Origin of the sequence: Bradyrhizobium sp. AS23.2 (assembly GCF_001908185.1) — a bacterium.
GTDB lineage: Bacteria > Pseudomonadota > Alphaproteobacteria > Rhizobiales > Xanthobacteraceae > Bradyrhizobium.
The window spans coordinates 14,820-35,096 of record NZ_LGHM01000147.1 but is presented as its reverse complement, the minus strand read 5'-3'; the positions used below and the strand labels follow the sequence as shown (position 1 = coordinate 35,096).

At 66.0% G+C, this 20,277-nt stretch carries 15 protein-coding genes, 1 tRNA gene and 1 pseudogene; 5 read left to right on the top strand and 12 right to left on the bottom strand.

Annotated features, from left to right (window positions below; genetic code table 11):
* Positions 1 to 158 precede the first annotated feature (158 nt).
* From addB to trxA, 3 genes are all read left to right on the top strand, one after another.
* Positions 159 to 3,305: a double-strand break repair protein AddB gene (addB, locus tag AC630_RS29060; protein WP_074121878.1), complete on the top strand. Its 3,147-nt coding sequence runs from the start codon at positions 159 to 161 to the stop codon at positions 3,303 to 3,305.
* A complete protein-coding gene (gene addA / locus AC630_RS29055; protein ID WP_074121877.1) occupies positions 3,299 to 6,808 on the top strand; it encodes a double-strand break repair helicase AddA in 3,510 nt (1,169 codons plus the stop codon). Before addB ends, addA begins: the two co-directional genes overlap by 7 nt.
* 67 nt (positions 6,809 to 6,875) lie before the next feature.
* Positions 6,876 to 7,196 carry a thioredoxin gene (gene trxA, locus AC630_RS29050; RefSeq protein ID WP_074121876.1) on the top strand — a complete coding sequence of 107 codons (321 nt, stop codon included), beginning with the start codon at positions 6,876 to 6,878 and terminating at the stop codon, positions 7,194 to 7,196.
* A gap of 105 nt (positions 7,197 to 7,301) precedes the next feature.
* Here the strand turns inward: trxA and AC630_RS29045 are convergent, their stop codons facing one another.
* The 12 genes and pseudogenes from AC630_RS29045 to aroA form a co-directional block, all read right to left on the bottom strand.
* Positions 7,302 to 8,042, bottom strand: coding sequence for a metallophosphoesterase family protein (locus AC630_RS29045; protein WP_074121875.1), 741 nt, complete (start codon positions 8,040 to 8,042; stop codon positions 7,302 to 7,304).
* Positions 8,043 to 8,172: 130 nt separating this feature from the next.
* Positions 8,173 to 9,516, bottom strand: a complete 1,344-nt coding sequence (locus AC630_RS29040; protein WP_074121874.1) for a bifunctional folylpolyglutamate synthase/dihydrofolate synthase — start codon at positions 9,514 to 9,516, stop codon at positions 8,173 to 8,175.
* Entirely contained in the window at positions 9,513 to 10,454 is a 942-nt protein-coding gene (gene accD, locus AC630_RS29035) for an acetyl-CoA carboxylase, carboxyltransferase subunit beta (protein WP_074121873.1), read from the bottom strand. The genes AC630_RS29040 and accD overlap by 4 nt, the downstream gene beginning before the upstream one ends.
* A 110-nt stretch (positions 10,455 to 10,564) precedes the next feature.
* Entirely contained in the window at positions 10,565 to 11,401 is an 837-nt protein-coding gene (gene trpA / locus AC630_RS29030; protein WP_074121872.1) for a tryptophan synthase subunit alpha, read from the bottom strand.
* Positions 11,398 to 12,615 (bottom strand): tryptophan synthase subunit beta, encoded by a 1,218-nt coding sequence (trpB, locus tag AC630_RS29025; RefSeq protein WP_074121871.1) that lies wholly within the window; start codon positions 12,613 to 12,615, stop codon positions 11,398 to 11,400. The genes trpA and trpB overlap by 4 nt, the downstream gene beginning before the upstream one ends.
* Positions 12,612 to 13,272 (bottom strand): annotated as a pseudogene (locus AC630_RS29020) (phosphoribosylanthranilate isomerase). The gene trpB and the pseudogene AC630_RS29020 overlap by 4 nt, the downstream one beginning before the upstream one ends.
* A 65-nt stretch (positions 13,273 to 13,337) precedes the next feature.
* Positions 13,338 to 13,730: a LapA family protein gene (locus tag AC630_RS29015; protein ID WP_074121870.1), complete on the bottom strand. Its 393-nt coding sequence runs from the start codon at positions 13,728 to 13,730 to the stop codon at positions 13,338 to 13,340.
* 71 nt (positions 13,731 to 13,801) lie between these two features.
* On the bottom strand, positions 13,802 to 14,107 hold the full coding sequence (locus tag AC630_RS29010) for an integration host factor subunit beta (protein ID WP_008539997.1): 306 nt from the start codon (positions 14,105 to 14,107) through the stop codon (positions 13,802 to 13,804).
* Between the two features lie 173 nt (positions 14,108 to 14,280).
* Positions 14,281 to 15,261 carry a signal peptide peptidase SppA gene (gene sppA / locus AC630_RS29005; protein WP_074121869.1) on the bottom strand — a complete coding sequence of 327 codons (981 nt, stop codon included), beginning with the start codon at positions 15,259 to 15,261 and terminating at the stop codon, positions 14,281 to 14,283.
* A gap of 287 nt (positions 15,262 to 15,548) precedes the next feature.
* Positions 15,549 to 17,258 (bottom strand): 30S ribosomal protein S1, encoded by a 1,710-nt coding sequence (gene rpsA / locus AC630_RS29000; RefSeq protein ID WP_074121868.1) that lies wholly within the window; start codon positions 17,256 to 17,258, stop codon positions 15,549 to 15,551.
* Between the two features lie 266 nt (positions 17,259 to 17,524).
* The gene (gene cmk / locus AC630_RS28995) at positions 17,525 to 18,163 is read right to left on the bottom strand and encodes a (d)CMP kinase (RefSeq protein WP_074121867.1); all 639 of its coding nucleotides are present in this window, start codon (positions 18,161 to 18,163) and stop codon (positions 17,525 to 17,527) included.
* Positions 18,160 to 19,497 carry a 3-phosphoshikimate 1-carboxyvinyltransferase gene (aroA, locus tag AC630_RS28990; protein WP_074121866.1) on the bottom strand — a complete coding sequence of 446 codons (1,338 nt, stop codon included), beginning with the start codon at positions 19,495 to 19,497 and terminating at the stop codon, positions 18,160 to 18,162. The genes cmk and aroA overlap by 4 nt, the downstream gene beginning before the upstream one ends.
* Positions 19,498 to 19,667: 170 nt before the next feature.
* Between aroA and AC630_RS28985 the strand changes: the two genes are divergently transcribed.
* Positions 19,668 to 20,078, top strand: a complete 411-nt coding sequence (locus tag AC630_RS28985) for a TIGR02300 family protein (protein ID WP_074121865.1) — start codon at positions 19,668 to 19,670, stop codon at positions 20,076 to 20,078.
* Positions 20,079 to 20,176: 98 nt separating this feature from the next.
* A tRNA-Ala gene (locus AC630_RS28980) sits at positions 20,177 to 20,252 on the top strand.
* The last annotated feature ends 25 nt before the right edge of the window (positions 20,253 to 20,277 follow it).

Sequence of the window (20,277 nt, the reverse complement as noted above, 5' to 3'; positions counted from 1 at the left end):
AATGGGCCCCGGCTCAGCGGCGCGTCATTTCATGCCGCCCCGCGTCCGGGGCGCGAGAGCAGCGAAGTCCCGGCGAACAGCGGGGAAGACCTCGACGGCACCGATGACCATTCGGGTCCGTCTGCCTATATTGGCCTGATCCCCGAATCAGGCAGCCGATGCGCGTTTTCAGCGTTCCAGTCTCAGTTCCATTCCTGCGCACGGTCGTCTCGGCCCTGCTCGACGGCCGGCTGGTCGAAGGGTTCGCGGCGCGGAAGGAGCCGGCTCGGCTTGCCGATGCCACGCTCTATCTGCCGACCCGGCGCGCCATGCGCGTCGTGCGCGAGATCTTCCTCGACGAGATGAAGGCGGATGCGGTGGTGCTGCCGCGCATCGTCGCGCTCGGCGACATCGACGAGGATGAGCTCGCTTTCGCCGACGAGGCCGAGCAGTTTTCGACCGCCGCCCCGCTCGACATTCCGCCGCGGCTCGGCGAGCTCGAACGGCGGCTGACACTGGCGCAGCTCGTCGCCGCCTGGGCCAAAGGCCCGGTGCTGGCGCCGCTGGTGGTCGGCGGTCCCGCCTCGACGCTTGCATTGGCTTCCGATCTCGCCCGTCTGATCGACGACATGGTCACGCGCGGTGTCGACTGGAGCGCGCTCGATGGTCTCGTGCCGGACCAGCTCGATCGATACTGGCAGCACTCGCTCGAATTCCTGCGCATCGCGCGCATCGCATGGCCCAATCATCTCGCCGAGATCAACCGGATCGAGCCGGCGGCGCGGCGCGATCTCCTGATCGCGGCGGAAGCCAGGCGGCTGACCGCACATCCCCATGGCCCCGTGATCGCAGCCGGCTCGACCGGCTCGATGCCGGCCACCGCAAAATTCCTGCATGCGGTCGCCTCGCTGCCGCATGGCGCCGTGGTGCTGCCGGGCCTCGACACCGATCTCGACGACGACGCCTGGCGGACCATCGGCGGCGTGCGCGATGCGCTGGGCAAATTCGCGGAGCATCCGGCATCGAACCATCCGCAATATGCCCTGCACGCACTGCTGCAGCGCTTCGGCATCAAGCGCAGCGATGTCGACATCCTCCAGCCGCCGGCGCAAGGCGGCCGCGACCTCCTCGCATCGGAATCGATGCGGCCGTCCGCCAAGACCGAGATTTGGTACGACCGGCTGAAGCAGCCGGATGTCGCCGCGAAGATCGCCGGCGGCATGACGAATCTCGCGGTCGTCGAAGCTCCCAATCCCGAGATGGAAGCGCTGGCAATCGCGATCGCAATGCGCGAGGCGCGGCATCTCGACAAATCGGCGGCGCTGGTGACGCCGGACCGCGCGCTGGCGCGGCGGGTGATGGCTGCGCTCACCCGATGGGATCTCGCCTTCGACGATTCCGGTGGCGACGTCCTGATGGAAACATCGGCCGGCGTTTTCGCGCGGCTCACGGTGGAGGCGGCGACCAAGGGATTGGAGCCGCCGACGCTGCTGGCGATGCTGAAACATCCGCTGTGCCGGCTCGGCCGTGCGCCGGGGGCCTGGAAAGCGGCGATCGAGGGGTTGGAGCTCGCAGTCTTGCGCGGCACCCGTCCGCCTGCGGGTACGGGCGGTCTCTTGCGCGAATTCAACCGCTTTCGCGAGGAGCTGGCAAAACTGTGGCGCAGCGAGGTCTCCGCGCTGCATCGCGCCGAGCCGCGCGCCCGTCTGAAGGCCGAGGATATCGATCGCATCCAGGCACTGATCGATGCCTTGCGAAAGGCATTGGCGCCGATCGAGAGCCTTGCGTCATCGAAACCGTATGACTTCGCCGAGCTGGCGCACCGGCACCGCGAGATCCTGATCGAGCTGTCGCGCGACGAGCAGGGTATCCCGCTCGCCTTCGAGGAACGCGAGGGCCTCGCGCTCGCTAGCGCCTTCGACGATCTCCTGCGCGGCGGCACGACCAGCGGATTGATGGTGCCGCTGCCGGACTACTCCGACGTCTTCCAGACCGCGTTCGGCGACCGCGCGGTGCGCCGGCGCGACAGACCGGGCGCGCGCCTGCAGATCTACGGCCCGCTGGAATCGCGCCTGATGCAGGCCGACCGAATCATCGTCGGCGGGCTGATCGAAGGCGTCTGGCCACCGGCACCCCGCATCGATCCCTGGCTCAGCCGGCCGATGCGGCACGAGCTCGGCCTCGATCTGCCGGAGCGGCGCATCGGCCTCTCCGCGCACGACTTCGCGCAGCTGCTCGGCGCCAATGAGGTGATCCTCACCCACGCCGCCAAGGCCGGCGGCGCGCCGGCTGTGGCCTCGCGCTTCCTGCACCGGTTAGAGGCGGTTGCGGGCGACGATCTCTGGAAGGCCGCAAAGAGTGCCGGGGAAAAGTACGTGCAATTCGCAGGCGCGCTGGACCAGCCCGACGAGGTCAGGCCGATCAAGCAGCCCGAGCCGCGGCCGCCGCGCGCGACGCGGCCGCTGAAAATGTCGGTCACGGCAATCGAGGACTGGCTGCGCGATCCCTACACGATCTACGCGAAGCATATCCTGCGGCTCGATGCGCTCGATCCCGTCGACATGCCGCTGTCGGCCGCCGACCGCGGCTCGGCGATCCACGATGCGCTCGGCGAGTTCACCGAAACCTATGCCGCGCATCTGCCCGACAACCCCGCCCGCGTGCTGCGCGCGATCGGCGAAAAGTACTTTGCACCGCTGATGGAGCGTCCCGAAGCGCGGGCGCTGTGGTGGCCGCGCTTCCAGCGCATCGCGCGCTGGTTTGGCGAATGGGAGACGGTACGGCGCGGCGCGATCGAGGCGATCACGGCCGAGACGCATGGCGAAATCTCGATCACGCTCGACAATGAGCGCAGCTTCCGCCTCTCCGCGCGCGCCGACCGCATCGAGCGGCGCGTGGGCGGCGGCTATGCAATCCTCGACTACAAGACCGGACAGCCGCCGAGCGACAAGCAGGTCCGCATGGGCCTGTCGCCGCAGCTCACGCTGGAGGCGGCGATCCTGCGCGAGGGCGGTTTTCCCGGCATCGACGCCGGCGCGTCCGTGAGTCAGCTCGTCTATGTGCGGCTGAGCGGCAACAATCCGCCGGGCGAGGAACGCATCCTCGATCTCAAGATCAAGCAAAGCGACCAGGCGCAACCGCCTGACACGGCTGCCGCCGAGGCGCGGGCCAAGCTGGAGGCGCTGATCCGCGCGTTCGAGGACGAGAATCAGCCCTACACATCGCTGAACCTGCCGATGTGGACGAACCGCTACGGCGCCTATGACGACCTCGCCCGGATCAAGGAATGGTCGGCAGCCGGCGGATTGGGGATCGAGGAATGGTGAAGGCGCCGCGTCCCATCCCTGACGAGGTACGCGCGAGGCAAGCGCGCGCGTCCGATCCGACCGCGTCGGCCTTCGTGTCGGCCAATGCTGGCTCCGGCAAGACACATGTGCTGGTGCAGCGCGTGATCCGCCTGCTGCTGTCGGGCGTACCGCCGGAAAAGATCCTCTGCATCACCTTCACCAAGGCGGCCGCCGCCAACATGGCCGAGCGCGTGTTCACCACGCTCGGCCATTGGGTGACGCTGGATGATGACGCGCTCAAAAAGGCTATTGTTGCCGTCGGCATTCCGCATCCGAATGCTCGGTTGTGCCGCGAGGCGCGAAAGCTGTTCGCCTGCGCGCTGGAGACGCCGGGCGGACTGAAGGTGCAGACCATCCACGCGCTGTGCACGCGCCTGCTTCAGCAATTTCCGTTCGAGGCCAACGTGCCGGCGCGCTTCGCCGTCATCGACGAGCGCGACCAGACCGACATGATGGAGCGCGCCAATCTGAAGGTGCTGCTGGACGCCGCGCGCGATCCGGAGACCGTCACCGGCCGCGCGCTTCTGACCGCGATGGCGAACGCCGCCGATGTCACCTTCAAGGAAGTGGTGCGCGAAGCCTGCCTCAGCCGCGACCATTTCATGGCCTGGACCGACGAGGCCGGCAACGCGGAAGCGGCTGCTGCGCAGATGGCTGCGGTGCTGGGCGTGGATGCGAGCGACCGCATCGAGGACGTCGAGAACGAGATCCTCGATGGTCCGTTCCTGCCGCGATCACGCTGGGACGACATCGCCTTTGCGCTGGAAGACGGCAGCAAGTCGGACAACGACCAGGCGGAGCGCCTGCGCGTGGCAAAGGTGTTTTCCGGCAGCGACCAGGTCGATGCCTATCTCAGCGTCTTCCTCACCGACGAGAAGTTGCCGCGCAAGGCGGTGCTGACCAAGAAGTTCGGCGAGCAGAATCCCTCCGTCGCGCGCCTGTTCGAGAACGAGGCGCAGCGCCTCGCCGGATTGATCGAGAAGCGCCGCGCAGTGACCGTGCGCGACCGTACTGCGGCGCTCCTGCATATCGCGACCGCTGCTGCCGCGAATTACCGTCGCGAGAAGCAGGAGCGCGGGCTGCTCGACTACGACGATTTGATCGACAAGACGCTGGCGATGCTGAACCGCGTCTCTTCGGGCTGGGTGCATTACAAGCTCGACCGCGGCGTCGATCACGTCCTGATCGACGAGGCGCAGGACACCAGCCCGCGGCAATGGGACATTGTCGCGCACATCATCTCGGAGTTCACGGCGGGCGAAGGCGCGCGCGAAGGGCTCAACCGCACGGTCTTCGCGGTCGGCGACGAGAAGCAGTCGATCTTTTCATTCCAGGGCGCGCAGCCCCGGGAATTCGACGCGCGCCGGCGCGAGCTGCACCGCAAGTTCACCGCCGCCGGACTGAAATTCGATCCCGTCGCCTTCACCTATTCGTTCCGCTCGGGCGCCACGATCCTGCACTCGGTCGACCACGTCTTTCGCGAGCCGACGATCTACAAGAGCATCCATTCGGTCGAGATCGGCCACCCCCTGCACAATGCGCTCGGCGATGCCGGCCCGAGCGTGATCGAGCTGTGGGACCTCGCCGAGGCCGACGACAGGCAGGACATCGAGGGCTGGCGCGCGCCGTTCGACGGCGTTGCCGTCACCAGCCCCGAGGTCAAGCTCGCGCGCCGCATCCAGGCCGAGATCAAGCGGCTGGTCGAGAGCGGCACGCTGACGGGGCACGATGGCGAACGGCGTCCCCTACGCTATGGCGACATGTTGATCCTGGTGCGCCGGCGCGGCAATGCGTTCGATGCCGTGATCCAGGCCTTGAAGCACGCCAACGTTCCGGTGGCCGGCGCCGACCGGCTGAAACTCACCGAGCACATCGCGATCATCGATCTGATGAACCTCGCCGATGCGTTGCTGCTGCCGCAGGACGATCTCGCGCTTGCCGTCGCGCTGAAGAGCCCGCTGTTCGGACTCGATGACGACGATCTGTTCCAGCTTGCCTGGGATCGCAAGGGACCGCTGCGCCGTGCGCTCGGCGAGCATGCGGCTCGAAGCGAGAAATTCACCACGGCGCTACGGCGCCTGGAAGCCTGCGAGACGCGTGCGCGCGAGGAGACGCCGTTCGCTTTCTACGCCTGGCTGCTTGGAGGTGACGGCGCGCGCGCGCGTATCCTGCGCCGCCTTGGCCACGAGGCCAATGACGCGCTCGACGAATTTTTGGAGCTCGCGCTGAATTATGAGCGCAAGGCGCCGGCCTCGCTGCAAGGCTTCATGGCCTGGCTGCGCTCGGCCGACACTGAGGTGAAGCGCGACATGGAAATCTCGCGCGACGAGGTGCGGGTGATGACCGTGCACGGCGCCAAGGGGCTGGAGGCCTCGGTCGTGTTCATGGTCGACACGACGTCCTCTCCTTCGGATTCGCAGCGGCTGCGGCTGATCCACGTGCCGCGCGGCAATGGCGGCGAGGTCGTGGTCTGGGCCGGCCGCAAGGCCGACGATCCAAAGCCGGTCGTCGACGCGCGCAAGGCGATGCTCGAAGAGACCGAGGACGAGTATCGCCGCCTTCTTTATGTCGCGATGACGCGCGCGGCCGACCGGCTGATCGTCGGCGGCTGCATGCCCGGCAACATGAAGACGGTCCGCAAGCTGAGCTGGTACGATTTGATCGACACCGGGCTCACCGGCTCGGGCCTCGAGAAGCAGACGATCGAGACGCCGCTCGGCAAGGTGACGCGGTTCGCGCGGCCGGAGGATGTCGCGGCGCTGGGCACGCCCGCGATTGCCGTGGACCAGACGATCGCGTTGCCGGACTGGCTGCGGGTGCCGGCGCCGCGCGAAACCATCGACGACGATCCTGTCCGCCCGTCCGGCCAGTCTGCCGAGGAAGGCCGTGCGGTACGGACCGGCGAATCGGTGCAGTCGCGCGCGCTGGCACTGCAACGCGGCACGCTGGTGCACCGGCTGCTGCAATCCCTGCCCGACATCGCTGCCGAGCGCCGGCGTGATGCCGCGATCGGCTTCATGGCGCGCAATGCCTCGGACTGGACGGAGGCCGACCGCGCCGCGCTGGCCGACAAGGTGCTCGCCTTGATCGCCGAGCCGCGTTTCGCGCCGGTCTTCGCCGCCGGCAGCCGGGCGGAGGTCGCCATCGTCGGCAAGCTGGAGCGGCCGGGCCGCACCCCGGCGCTGGTATCCGGGCAGATCGACCGGCTGGTCGTTCGTCCGGATGAAGTCCTGATCGTCGATTTCAAGACCAACCAGACGGCGCCCAGGAGCGCCGCCGAGGCGCCCGCCGCCTACGTCCGGCAGCTCGCGCTGTACCGGGCGGTGCTATCGAGGCTTTATCCCCAAAAGCCGATCCGCGCCGTCCTGCTCTGGACCGAGGCCCTTGAATACATGGAGATTTCAGCCCACGCGCTGGACGCGGCGCTGGCATCCCTTCATGTCGGCGTGAGCGTCCTTGACCCGGCAAGGAGCCGTTCATAGGTTGAGGCCATGATTCCGGGCGCGATTCCAGGTCGCGCCGATTCTTTCAACCGAGTGAGGTACTCCAATGGCCGTTAGCAAGGTTTCTGACGCCGATTTCGAAACCGAAGTGCTCAAGGCGAACGGCCCCGTGGTCGTCGATTTCTGGGCCGAGTGGTGCGGCCCCTGCCGCATGATCGCACCCGCGCTCGACGAGATCGCGGGCGCGATGGGCGACAAGGTCAAGATCGTGAAGCTCAACGTCGACGAGAGCCCGAAGACCGCGTCCAAGTATGGCGTGATGTCGATCCCGACCCTGATGATCTTCAAGGGCGGCGAGATGGCCTCCCGTCAGGTCGGCGCGGCGCCGAAGGCGAAGCTCCAGCAGTGGATCACCTCCGCGGTTTGATTCGCGTCGCGAGTGGAGAGTTGTGTAACGGCCGGCGTCATGCCGGCCGTTTTGTTTTTCCCGTAGCCCGGATTTCGCGAAGCGCAATCCGGGCTACGAAAACGTCTACTTTATCCACCCGGTCGCGAGCGCGTTTGCCAGCTCCGGCTGATTGTTGCGGCGTGCCAACGCGGCCATCGCCTCGTGATTATAAGGGACGTGGCGGAATGTCGCCTGCCACGCACCATCCGTCAGTTCGAGGATCGCGTAGCGCGCGTGCGGCGTGCCGGCCTCCACGACATGCGGGAACGGATGCACGTCGCGATAACCGGGGCAGCCGACGCTGCCGGGATTGACGATCAACCGGCCGTCGCGCAAGCGCACCGCGCGGGCGAGATGCGTGTGGGCGCAGAGGATCAGCGACTGCGCGACGCTCTTCGCTAACTGCTCGATCCGGTCGAGCGGCGACATCGCGACCGTGCCGTCCGGGTGCACCGTGTCGAGCCAATAGACCTCATCATTGTTGGGCGTCGCGTGGCAGAGAAAGACCTGATCGCGGAACACCAGCGTCATCGGCTGCGACCGCAGCCAGTCGAGCTGCGAGCTATCCAGCTGCGCATGCGCGGGACGGTCCCATGAGCCCATCTTCTCCGGGGGACGGTCGAGCAGATAGCGGTCGTGATTGCCGAGCACATGCACGGCATCGAGCTTCATCAGGATCTCGATGGTGCGGCGCGCATCGAGTGGACCGCTCAGCATGTCGCCGAGATTGACGATGTCGCCGATGCCGTGGGCACGGATGTCGGCGAGCACCGCCTCCAGCGCGAGGTAGTTTCCATGAACGTCGGCAATCGCGGCAAAGCGCATTATCATCCTCGCTCTCGTGCCCCGGACGCAGCGCAACACGTCAGTGGTGCGCTGCTGAGCCGGGGCCCATGTGGCCTCTGGGTCCCGGCTCTGCGCTCCGCTTCGCTGCGCTTGTCCGGGACACGAAACCTCATGCAGGAGGCGTGCCGTTGAGCCCCAGCACGTGGCCGGCGAGATAGAGCGAACCGGTGATCAGGATGCGCGGCGGCACTTCGTAGGCGAGCCGCGACAAGGCGCGCAGCGCGGCCTCGATGCCGGGCGCCGGCTCGACGCGCATGCCGAGGCTGCGCGCGGCGTCCGCAAGCCGGTCAAGCGGCATCGCGTTCTCGGTGTCGGGAATTGGCACCGCGATGATGTGACGGGTGAGGCCCGCGAAGTTCGCAAGAAAGCCTTCCGCGTCCTTGTTGGCCATCATGCCCGCGATCACCACCAGCGGCCGCGATACCCGCTCCTCGAGATCGCCGAGCGCGGCCGCCGCAACGCGCCCGCCTTCGGCATTGTGCCCGCCATCGAGCCAGATTTCCGACCCCTGCGGTCCCCAGGAGAGCAGCTCGCCCGTGGTGATGCGCTGCATCCGCGCCGGCCATTCCGCGCCAACGATACCGGCCTCGAATGCCGCCTGATTGATCTTGAAACCCGGGATTGCGCGAAGGGTCGCGATCGCGAGACCGGCATTGTCGAATTGGTGACGGCCGAACAGGCGCGGTGCCGTGAGATCCATCAGGCCGCGCTCGTCGGAATAGACGAGCCGCCCGTGCTCGACATTGACGTGCCAGCTTTCGCCCGCGGCAAACAGCGGCGCGCGCATGCGCCTGGCCTGCGCCTCGATGACGGCCATCGCCTCCGGTGCCTGCTCGGCGCAAGCGACGGGCACGCCACGCTTGATGATCGCCGCCTTCTCGCCGGCGATCGACGTCAGCGTGGACCCAAGGAAGTCCATGTGGTCCATGCTGATCGGCGTGATCACGCAGGCTGCGGGCGCGTCGACCACGTTAGTCGAATCGAGCCGGCCGCCGAGGCCGACTTCGAGCAGCACCACATCGGCCGGGTTCTGTGCGAACAGATGAAACGCCGCGGCGGTCTTCAGCTCGAACACGGTCGCGGCCTCGCCAGCATTGACCCGCTCGACCTCTTCCAGCGCCGCGCGCAACTCATCGTCGCCGACGAGCACGCCGCCGCCGACGCGGCCAAGCCGGAAACATTCGTTGATGCGGACGAGATAGGGCGAGGTGTAGGCGTGGACGCGCAAGCCCGCGGCTTCCAGCGTCGCGCGCAGATAAGCGAGCGTCGAACCCTTGCCGTTGGTGCCGGCGATGTGGATCACCGGCGGCAGCTTGCGCTCGGGATGACCGAGCCGCGCAAGCAGACGGTGCATCCGCTCCAGCCCGAGATCGATGCGCTTCTGATGCAGGGCCGACAGCCGCCCGATCAATTCGCCGAGCGGCGGCTTTGCGCTGTCAGAGGAAGCGTTCACGCGTGCGGCGCGGCCGGCGCCGTCTCGGGAGCCGATACGATCTGCGCCGGGCTCGTAACGGCCTGCGCCGGCTTCGATGTGCTCTCCAGCGCAGGCGCCTTGGTCAGGAGACGGCAGAGCCGCGCCAGGGTCGGCCGCAATTCGTGGCGATGCACGACCATGTCGACCATGCCGTGCTCTTTCAGATACTCGGCACGCTGGAAACCTTCGGGGAGTTTTTCGCGGATGGTCTGCTCGATCACGCGCGCGCCGGCAAAGCCGATCAGCGCGCCGGGCTCGGCGATCTGCACGTCGCCCAGCATCGCATAGGACGCTGTGACGCCGCCGGTGGTCGGGTTGGTCAGCACGACGATGTAGGGCTGCTTGGCCTCGCGCAGCATCTGCACCGCGACGGTGGTGCGCGGCATCTGCATCAGCGACAAAATGCCTTCCTGCATGCGCGCGCCGCCGCTGGCGGCGAACACGATGAACGGCGACTTCTTCTCGACCGCGAGTTCCAACCCGCGCACGATGGCCTCACCCGCGGCCATGCCGAGCGAGCCGCCCATGAAATCGAAATCCTGCACGGCGACGACGACGGCGGCGCCTTCGAGCTTGCCATAGCCGACCTTGACCGCATCGTTCAGATTGGTCCGCGCGCGCGCATCCTTGATGCGGTCGACGTACTTCTTCTCGTCACGGAACTTGAGCGGGTCGGGTGTGACATCGGGCAGCGCAACGTCGAACCAGGTCTCGTTGTCGAAGATCGACTTCAGACGCGCCACTGCGCCCATGCGCATGTGGTAGTTCGAGCCGGGGATGACGAACTGGTTGGCCTCGACGTCCTTGTAGAACACGAGCTGTCCGGAATCCGGGCATTTGATCCAAAGATTCTCCGGCGTCTCCCGCCGCAGCATGTTGCGGATCTTCGGCCGGACCACATTGGTAAGCCAGTTCATGGTTTGCTCCGATGTGCGAACCCACCTGGGGATCGCCTGAAGGGATATATGGCGGCCGGGCTTCTGCCCGGCAAGCCGCACTGTCGTCCGCCTCGAAGCGGAATTATGGCCTATTCCGCCGCCTGTTGCGCGCCCCGGACGCCCTGCGCCAGGGACGCCGTCAACTCCGCGACGGCGTTAACGGTCTTGCTGGTGGCGCGCCCTTCCGCATCGAGGCTGTTCTTGAGCGCATCGACCAGCGCGGTGCCGACCACGGCACCGTTGGCATGGGAAGCGATGGCGCGGGCGTTCTCAGGCGTGCGGATGCCGAAGCCGACGCAGACCGGCAGCTTGGTGTGCCGCTTGATGCGGGTAACCGCCTCACTCACCGCCGTAGCGTCAGCAGCCGCCGCACCGGTGATGCCGGTGATGGCGACGTAGTAGACGAAGCCCGAGGTGTTGGCGAGCACGGCCGGCAGGCGCTTGTCGTCGGTCGTTGGCGTTGCCAGGCGAATGAAGTTGAGGCCGGCCTTCATAGCGGGCAGGCAGAGCTCGTCGTCCTCTTCCGGCGGCAGATCGACGATGATGAGGCCATCGACGCCGGCGGCCTTCGCATCGGCCAGGAACTTGTCGACGCCGTAGATATAGATCGGGTTGTAGTAGCCCATCAGCACGATCGGCGTCGCGTCGTCGTCCTTGCGGAAGCCGCGCACGAGCTCCAGCGTCTTCTTCAGCGTCATGCCGGCCTTGAGCGCGCGCAGGCCCGCCGCCTGGATCGACGGACCGTCGGCCATCGGATCCGTGAACGGCATGCCGAGCTCGATCACGTCAGCGCCCGCCTTCGGCAGCGCCTTGATGATCTCGAGCGACGTCGCCGGATCGGGATCGCCGGCCATCACGAAGGTGACGAAGGCCGAGCGGCCCGCTTTCTTCAGCTCGGCAAAACGGGTGTCGATACGCGTGGTCACTTGCTCTTGCCCTTCAGGATGTCGCCGACCTGCGGGACGTCCTTGTCGCCGCGGCCGGAGAGATTGACGACCATCAGGTGATCCCTCGGCCGCTTCGGCGCGAGCTCCATCACCTTGGCGATGGCATGCGCGGGCTCGAGCGCCGGAATGATGCCTTCGAGCTTTGAGAGCAGCTGGAACGCGGCCAGCGCCTCGTCATCGGTCGCGGAGAGATAGTTGACGCGGCCGACCTCGTGCAGCCAGGAATGCTCGGGGCCGATGCCGGGATAATCGAGGCCGGCCGAGATCGAATGCGCGTCCTGGATCTGGCCGTCCGCGTCCATCAAAAGATAGGTGCGATTGCCGTGCAACACGCCGGGACGGCCACCCACGATCGACGCCGCATGCAACTGCGTCAGCCCGTGGCCCGCGGCTTCGACACCAAAAATCTCGACCGAGGGGTCGTCGAGGAAGGGATGGAACAGGCCCATCGCGTTCGAGCCGCCACCGATGCAGGCGACCAGCGAATCCGGCAGGCGGCCTTCGACCTCCTGCATCTGCGCCTTGGTCTCGTTGCCGATGATCGACTGGAAGTCGCGTACCAGCGTCGGATAGGGATGCGGCCCCGCCACCGTGCCGATGCAATAGAATGTGTTGTGCACGTTGGTGACCCAGTCGCGCAGCGCCTCGTTCATGGCGTCCTTCAGCGTGCGCGTGCCCGACTGCACCGGAAAGACCTTTGCGCCCAGCATCTCCATGCGGATGACGTTGGGCTGCTGCCGCTCGACGTCGACGGCGCCCATATAGACCACGCATTCGAGACCGAAGCGCGCGCATAGCGTCGCGGTGGCAACACCGTGCTGGCCGGCGCCGGTCTCGGCGATGATGCGCTTCTTGCCCATGCGCCGCGCCAGCATGATCTGGCCGAGCACGTTGTTCACCTTGTGCGAACCGGTGTGGTTGAGCTCTTCGCGCTTGAGGTAGATCTTGGCGCCGCCGAGATGCTCGGTGAGACGCTCGGCGAAATAGAGCGGCGAGGGCCGGCCGACATAGTTCTTGAGATAGCCGTTCATCTCGGCCTGGAACGCCGGATCGGCCTTGGCCGCGGTGTAGGCCTTCTCCAGATCGAGAATCAGCGGCATCAGGGTTTCGGCGACGAACCGCCCGCCGAAGATGCCGAAATGGCCGCGCTCGTCGGGACCGCTGCGGTAGGAATTGGGTTTGGCGATGTTCATCGTACGCTCAACTCTTGGCTAGCGCGCGCGGCGCGAATAAAGGCCTTGATCATCTCGGGATCCTTGACGCCGGAGGCGCTCTCGACACCGGAGGACACGTCGACGCCGCCGGCGCGGGTGACGCGGAGGGCCTCGGCAACGTTGTCGGCGTGAAGCCCGCCCGAGACCATGTAGGGCAGCTTCAGATCGAGATTTTCGAGCAGGTGCCAGTCGAAGGGCGCTCCCAAGCCGCCGGGCCGCGTTGCGTCCTTCGGCGCGCGCGCATCGAACAGGATGCGGTCAGCAACCGCGGCATAGCCGGGCAGCACGGCGAGATCGGCGGCGGTTGCGACCGGCACCGCCTTCATCACCGGACGGCCGAACCGCTGCTTGATGTCGCGTAGCCGCGCGATGCTCTCCTTGCCATGAAGCTGAAGAACATCCGGCGACAGCGCGTCCATGATGTTGTCGAGCGTGGCATCGTCGGCATCGACGGTGAGCGCGACCTTGAGCGCGCGCCGCTTCACCTGGCGGCCGAGGTCGCGCCCCCGCCTCCAGCGACAGATGCCGCGGCGACGGCGGAAAGAACACGAACCCAACCATGTCGGCGCCCGCGTCGAGCGCTACTTCGAGCGTCTCGCGCGTGGACAGGCCGCAGATTTTGACGAGCAGGGTCATGGTCTCAAAGCAGTAGAAGCCGCGGGACCGCGGCCGGAAAACAGGGTTTTCGATTGCGGCCGCTTCTACAACGTCGCGCGCTGCTTGTCTCGCCCGATGGGCCCGTAAAGGCCCACCCCGGAGGGGGCGGGGAGACGCTGGGTCTCAGGCTTCGCTGTGGCCATCTGGGCCCGCAGATCGGCCACTTCGCCCCGGGCAGCGCGTGCATCCGCATCATTCCGGCGCGCCGCGCGCCGCCAGTGCCGCTGGCCGAACCAGACGGCGCAACCGCCGGCCAGGACACCGAGCGCGGCCACCAGGATCAGGACCAGGAACAGCGGCAGCGTGATCGACAATGCCGGGTCGTTCGCCATGAAGGGATCGAAGGAGACCGTGACGAAATGGCGGTTGGCGACGGCGAAGGTCGCCAGGATCAGGCCCAGCGGAATCACGATCAGCGCGGTCAGAAACTTTCGCATCTCGCTTCGCTCGCCTTGAATCAAGCTTCCGGCCGCATCTCGTGCGACCACAGAAAACCGTGACGATGGCCTCAGTCAGCCGCGCCGGGATCCGGATGGTCGCGGTTCAGCCGCTCGCGCATTTCCTTGCCGGTCTTGAAGAACGGAACGCTCTTCTGGTCGACCGGTACATGAGCGCCGGTGCGCGGATTGCGGCCAGCGCGCGCAGGGCGATGCTTCACCGAGAAGGCACCGAAGCCGCGCAACTCGACGCGATCACCTCGCGCGAGAGCCGCTACGATCTCTTCGAGAATCGCATTCACAATGTTCTCGACATCCCGCTGGTACAGATGCGGGTTGTGCTCGGCGATACGCTGAACAAGTTCGGATTTGATCATCGAGAGATAGGACCCGGGAGCGTGCGGATGACCATTTCCGTGAAAATACCGTGATCTGTCAAGACGCTAAATCAAGGTTGAGCGTCGTGAAAATACGTGACAAATGCCGAAAAAGCGGGCTGCACCCATACCCGTCAGACGGGAAAAGCCTCGGAGGGCTCGCCCGGTCCCGCTCAATTTGACGTCGCCGGCTGCCACAACGCCAGCATTCCATCCATTCCGAACCGGTCGACCGCCTGCGCCACGCCGGTTTGCCCGATCTGATGCGCAATCGAGCCTAAACCAAGCGCTTCCAGCGTCACGGCGGCGGCCGTCTTGAGGAACGGCAGATCGCCAAACCGGGGCTGGAGCCTGTAATCGCGGACGGTGAGGCCCTTCTTGACGCCCTTTTGCTCCTCGAGCCAGGTCACGGCCGTCTTCTCGTCGCCGAGCTGATCGATCAGCTTGAGATCGATCGCCTGGCGCCCGGTGAAGACGCGGCCATCCGCGACTTTTTCCAGCTGCGTGTCATCCATGCCACGCCGTTCCTTCACCAGTCCCCTGAACCAGGCGTAGGAGTCCTTCACCAGCGCATCGAGCGCGGCCCGTGCCTCGGGGCTGGTCGGCTCAAACCCGTTGGGCGCAGCCTTCAGGGGCGTGGACTTGACCTCTTCGACCTTGACACCGATGGTCTTCAGGAGCTCAGCCACGTTCGGAAACTGGAACAGCACGCCGATCGAACCGACCAGCGAGCTCTGCTGGGCGATGATGTGGTCGCTCGCGATCGCGGTGATGTAGCCGCCGGAGGCGGCGAGGCCTTCGACCACGACGACGAGCGGCTTCTTGGCCTTCAGCCGCGTCAGCGAATCGTAGAGTTGCTCGGAGCCGGCGGTGGTGCCGCCCGGCGAGTTGATGTGAACGATGACGGCGGCGGCCCGCGAATTCTCCAGCCGCTCCAGCGCCTGTGTGCGCTCAGAGTCGCTGCGGATCAGGCCATCGATCTGGACCCGCGCGATCGAGCCGGCGGATGCGAACGTGCCGCGCGCACCAGGTGTCGCGATCAGCGCGAAGCTCGCAATCGCCGCGATCGCGATCAGCGCAGCCATGACGCGCCAGAACGTCAGCTTGCGGCGGATCCTGCGGCGATCGACGATGATGTCCGAGTCGAGCGACATCGAAATATCTCCAAATGAAAGGCCAGGCGCGTTGTGCCGTCACAGCGTGACCATTGGCTTATCTGGATACATCAATTGCGGCGCAATTTGAAGAAAACAAGGCTGGCCCTAGTGCGGGGCCCGTAGCCCGGATGGAGCGGAGCGCAATCCGGGAAACGTCCCGCCCGCCGCACGAATCCCGGATTTCGCTGCGCTCCATCCGGGCTACGAGCGCAGCTACTATGCAGCAACAAAAAAAGCCCCGGCTCGCGCCGGGGCTTTGATGCTTAGCGAAACAGGCGCTTCGCTTACTTGTTCTCGCCGCGGTTCTTGAGCGCGGTGCCGAGGATGTCGCCGAGCGTCGCACCCGAATCGGAGGAGCCGTACTGCGCGATGGCTTCCTTCTCTTCGGCGACTTCAAGCGCCTTGATCGACACCTGGACCTTGCGGGCCTTCTTGTCGAACTGGATCACGCGGGCATCGACCTTCTCGCCGACGGCAAAGCGTTCGGCGCGCTGGTCGTTGCGGTCACGCGCGAGCTCCGAGCGCTTGATGAAGGTCGAGAAGTCGGTACCGGAGATCTTCACCTCGATGCCGCTTTCCTTCACTTCGAGCACTTCGCAGGTCACGACCGCGCCCTTCTTGACATCGCCCGGCTCGGCGAAGGGGTCGCCTTCGAGCTGCTTGATGCCGAGCGAGATACGCTCCTTCTCGACGTCCACATCGAGCACCACGGCCTTGACCATGTCGCCCTTCTTGTAGTTGTCGATCACCTGCTCGCCCGGAAGCTTCCAGTCGAGATCGGAGAGATGGACCATGCCGTCGACGTCGCCCTCGAGACCCAGGAACAGACCGAACTCGGTCTTGTTCTTGACCTCGCCCTCGACCACCGAACCGGTCGGGTGACCTTCGACGAAGACCTCCCAGGGGTTGCGCATGGTCTGCTTGAGGCCGAGCGAGATGCGGCGCTTGACGGAATCGACTTCCAGCACCTGCACTTCGACTTCCTGCGAGGTCGAGACGATCTTGCCGGGGTGCATGTTCTTCTTGGTCCACGACATCTCGGAGACGTGGATCAGGCCTTCGATGCCCGGCTCGAGCTCGACGAACGCACCGTAGTCGGTGATGTTGGTGACGCGGCCGGTGAAGCGGGCACCCAGCGGGTACTTGGCTTCGATGCCCTGCCACGGATCGTCCAGCAGCTGCTTCATGCCCAGCGAGATGCGGTGCGTCTCGTGGTTGATCTTGATGATCTTGACCTTCACGGTCTGACCGATCGAGAGCACCTCGGTCGGGTGGTTGACGCGGCGCCACGCGATATCGGTGACGTGGAGCAGGCCGTCGATGCCGCCGAGATCAACGAACGCACCGTAATCGGTGATGTTCTTGACCACGCCGTCGATGACCTGACCCTCTTCGAGGTTCTGCACCAGCTCCTGACGCTGCTCGGCGCGGGTCTCTTCCAGCACGGTGCGGCGGGAGACGACGATGTTGCCGCGGCGGCGATCCATCTTGAGGATCTGGAACGGCTGCGAGTTGTTCATCAGCGGCGCGACGTCGCGGATCGGACGGATGTCGACCTGCGAGCGCGGCAGGAAGGCCACGGCACCGTCGAGGTCGACGGTGAAGCCGCCCTTGACCTGGTTGAAGATGACGCCGTTGACCTTCTCGTTGTTCTGGAACGCCTTCTCGAGCTTGCCCCAGCTCTCTTCGCGGCGCGCCTTGTCGCGCGACAGCACGGCTTCGCCGAGGGCGTTTTCGATGCGATCGAGGAACACTTCCACCTCGTCGCCGACCTTGAGATCGCTTTCACGGCCGGGGCCCGAAAATTCGCGCAGCGCGACGCGGCCCTCGGTCTTCAGGCCGACGTCGATGACGGCCATGTCCTTTTCAATTGCAACCACCTTGCCCTTGACGACGGAGCTTTCCTGCAGGTTGCCACCTGCGAAGGACTCGTCGAGCATCGCGGCGAAATCGTCACGCGACGGGCTATAGGTATTAGCAGAAGTCGAAGCCATATGTTCTCCAGTTGCGGATGTCTTGCCGGCCGTTGGGTTCAAGGGCGCATCGCACGCGCAGTGTCGGAAGGTCCGCAAAACCTTCGAGCGACCGCTCGTTGCCCCGGCCAGCGACCGGAACAGCGGGAGCGGGCCGGCTGAGGCCCGCGCGTTCGATACGTGGAAATCTTTGTCCGGAGCCTGGATCGCGCCGGCCCCGAAACAGGGACCGAGAGTATCGACCTCAAAGAGCGGGAGCGGGCGCTTCCTCCAATGACGGCTGCGGCTTAACCCCGCGACCGGCCCGCTCGGACAGCCTCGATAATGTCGATGGCGGCCCGGACTCCGCCTTCTATATCCAGTTGAGAGTTATCTAGCAAGTAAGCATCCGGGGCCGGTTTTAAAGGCGCAATCGGCCGGTTCTTGTCGCGCTCGTCGCGCTGGAGGATGTCGGCGAGCACAGCTGCCTCGTCCGCCTCCTCGCCCCTCGCCTTGGCCTCCATGGTGCGGCGGCGCGCGCGGACCTTCGGGTCTGCGACGACGAAGATCTTCACGTCGGCATCCGGGCAGATCACGGTTCCAATGTCCCGGCCGTCCAGCACCGCCCCCGGCGGATCGGCGGCGAATTGCCGCTGGAAATTGACCAGGACCTCACGAACCCTGGGGATCGCCGAGACGATGGAGGCGCCCTCGCCGACCTTCTGGGTCTTCAGAGCGGGATTGCCGAACTTTTCGGGATCGAGCTCCAGCGCCGCCGCGACCGCCGCCGCCTCGTCGCGGAGATCATGACCGGACTGCGTCAGGGCGTAAGCCACGGCACGATAGATCACACCGGTATCGAGATGGCGGTAGCCGTAATGATGCGCGAGCCGCTTGCCGAGCGTGCCCTTGCCGGAAGCCGCCGGTCCATCGATGGCGATGATCATGAAAACTCGGCCCCTAGCGAACGCATCATCGGAATGAAGTCCGGGAAGCTGGTGGCGATGAAGGCGGTATCGTCGATGGTGACGGGCCGGTCGGACGCACAGCCCATCGCCAGCGCCGACATCGCGATACGATGGTCCATGTGCGTGGCCACAACGCCGCCGCCGGGAACATGGCCCCGGCCTTCGACGATCAGGTCGTCGCCGGAGACCTCGACCTTGACGCCATTGACGCGCAGCATGTCGGCGGTGGCTTCGAGCCGGTCGGATTCCTTCACGCGCAGCTCCTGCAGGCCACGCATGATCGTCGTGCCTTCGGCGAAAGAGGCGGCCACCGCCAGCACCAGATATTCGTCGATCATCGAGGGCGCGCGCTCCGGCGGCACTTCGACGCCGCGCAATTTCGAGGCGCGCACGCGCAGCTGCGCCATCGGCTCGCCGGCGTCGCCGCGCACGTCGCTCTCCTCGATGGAGGCGCCCATTTCGCGCAGCGTGGTGAACAGGCCGGTGCGCAGCGGATTGGTCATGACGTCCGGCAGGACGATATCGGAGCCCTCAACGATCAGCGCCGCGACGATAGGGAACGCCGCCGAGGACGGATCGGCGGGCACCACAACGGTGGCCCCACGCAGCTCGGGCTGGCCCACGAGCGTGATGCGACGGCCGTGCTGCCCCTCCTGCGTGGAGGTGATGTCGGCGCCAAAATGCTTCAGCATCAGCTCGGTGTGGTCGCGGCTGGCCTCGGTCTCGATGACGGTCGTGGCACCCGGCGCAGCCAGGCCCGCCAGCAGCACGGCCGATTTGATCTGGGCCGAGGCGACCGGGGTCTTGTACGTGATCGGCAGCGGATCGCGCGCGCCCTGGACGGTCATCGGCAGACGGCCGCCCTCGCCGCCGGACACGACCCTGGCGCCCATCTTTTCGAGGGGATCGAGGATCCGGCGCATGGGACGGCTGCGCAGCGAGGCGTCGCCATCGAACACCGCCGAGATCGGACAGCCCGCGACTGCGCCCATGACGAGCCGGCAGCCAGTGCCGGAGTTGCCGAAATCCAGCGCCGCCTTGGGCTGGGCGAAGCCCGCGACGCCCACACCCCGCACCTTCCAGGCAAAATCCCCGGTGCGCTCGACCGTAGCACCCAGCGCCTGCATGGATTTGGCGGTGTTGATGACGTCTTCACCCTCCAGCAGGCCCGTAATCCTGGTCTCGCCGACCGCGAGCGCGCCCAGGATGAGGGCGCGGTGGGAGATGGACTTGTCCCCGGGCACCCGTGCTTTCCCGGTCAGGGGACCGCTGGCGCGAGACTGAAGCGGCCTCGGTTGGTCGGAATGGGTCAAGATTGTGTCCTAGGATGTGCCCCTGGATGCTTCCTTGGGGGCTGGGGGCAGGTACCACATGGTCCGCGCCCCGTCACGAGCATGTCTTTCTCTTGTAATGCGCTATTGACAGCGGGCCGCCAACTAGCCAAGTGAAGCACCGCTTTTCAGACATTCCTAGGATTCCTGCCGTGGCCAAGTCCGAACTCGGAACCAAACGTATTTGCCCGACCACGGGCAAGAAGTTCTATGACCTCAACAAGAATCCGGTGATTTCGCCCTATACCGGCGAAGTGGTGCCGATTGCCCCGGTGGCGCCTGCACGCGCGCCCCGTGGCGGCGCCGAAGCCCGCAGCATGGCCCAGGACACCGCGCCGGAGCCGGCCGAGTCCGAGGAGTTGGTCTCGCTCGAAGAGGCCGATGCCGAAGAGAACACCGGCAAGGTCAAGGCCGTCGTGCCTGAGTCGGAGGACGATATCGAGGTCGACGAGACCCTGGACGACGACGATGACGATGATTCGACCTTCATCGCCGACGAAGAAGAGGGCGATGAGGACGTGACCGACATCATTGGTGATGTCGGAGGTGATGAAGAGACTTGAGATCAGTCCTGATCTGTGAAAAAGGGTGCACCGCGCGAGTCGCCTAGGACTCGCCGGTCGGGACGGATCCTCGGGGATCGTCCCACTAGAAGACTTAAGGGGCCATAGCTCAGCTGGGAGAGCGCTTGCATGGCATGCAAGAGGTCGGCGGTTCGATCCCGCCTGGCTCCACCAGCCTTCGCTCGCTTCGCGAGCTACG

What these genes read in the sequence shown, in the direction of transcription:
- addB (WP_074121878.1), top strand. Translation starts at nt 159, where the DNA reads ATGCGCGTTTTCAGCGTTCCAGTCTCAGTTCCATTCCTGCGCACGGTC.
- addA (WP_074121877.1), top strand. Translation starts at nt 3,299, where the DNA reads ATGGTGAAGGCGCCGCGTCCCATCCCTGACGAGGTACGCGCGAGGCAA.
- trxA (WP_074121876.1), top strand. Translation starts at nt 6,876, where the DNA reads ATGGCCGTTAGCAAGGTTTCTGACGCCGATTTCGAAACCGAAGTGCTC.
- AC630_RS29045 (WP_074121875.1), bottom strand. Translation starts at nt 8,042, where the DNA reads ATGCGCTTTGCCGCGATTGCCGACGTTCATGGAAACTACCTCGCGCTG.
- accD (WP_074121873.1), bottom strand. Translation starts at nt 10,454, where the DNA reads ATGAACTGGCTTACCAATGTGGTCCGGCCGAAGATCCGCAACATGCTG.
- trpB (WP_074121871.1), bottom strand. Translation starts at nt 12,615, where the DNA reads ATGAACATCGCCAAACCCAATTCCTACCGCAGCGGTCCCGACGAGCGC.
- AC630_RS29015 (WP_074121870.1), bottom strand. Translation starts at nt 13,730, where the DNA reads ATGCGAAAGTTTCTGACCGCGCTGATCGTGATTCCGCTGGGCCTGATC.
- AC630_RS29010 (WP_008539997.1), bottom strand. Translation starts at nt 14,107, where the DNA reads ATGATCAAATCCGAACTTGTTCAGCGTATCGCCGAGCACAACCCGCAT.
- sppA (WP_074121869.1), bottom strand. Translation starts at nt 15,261, where the DNA reads ATGTCGCTCGACTCGGACATCATCGTCGATCGCCGCAGGATCCGCCGC.
- rpsA (WP_074121868.1), bottom strand. Translation starts at nt 17,258, where the DNA reads ATGGCTTCGACTTCTGCTAATACCTATAGCCCGTCGCGTGACGATTTC.
- cmk (WP_074121867.1), bottom strand. Translation starts at nt 18,163, where the DNA reads ATGATCATCGCCATCGATGGACCGGCGGCTTCCGGCAAGGGCACGCTC.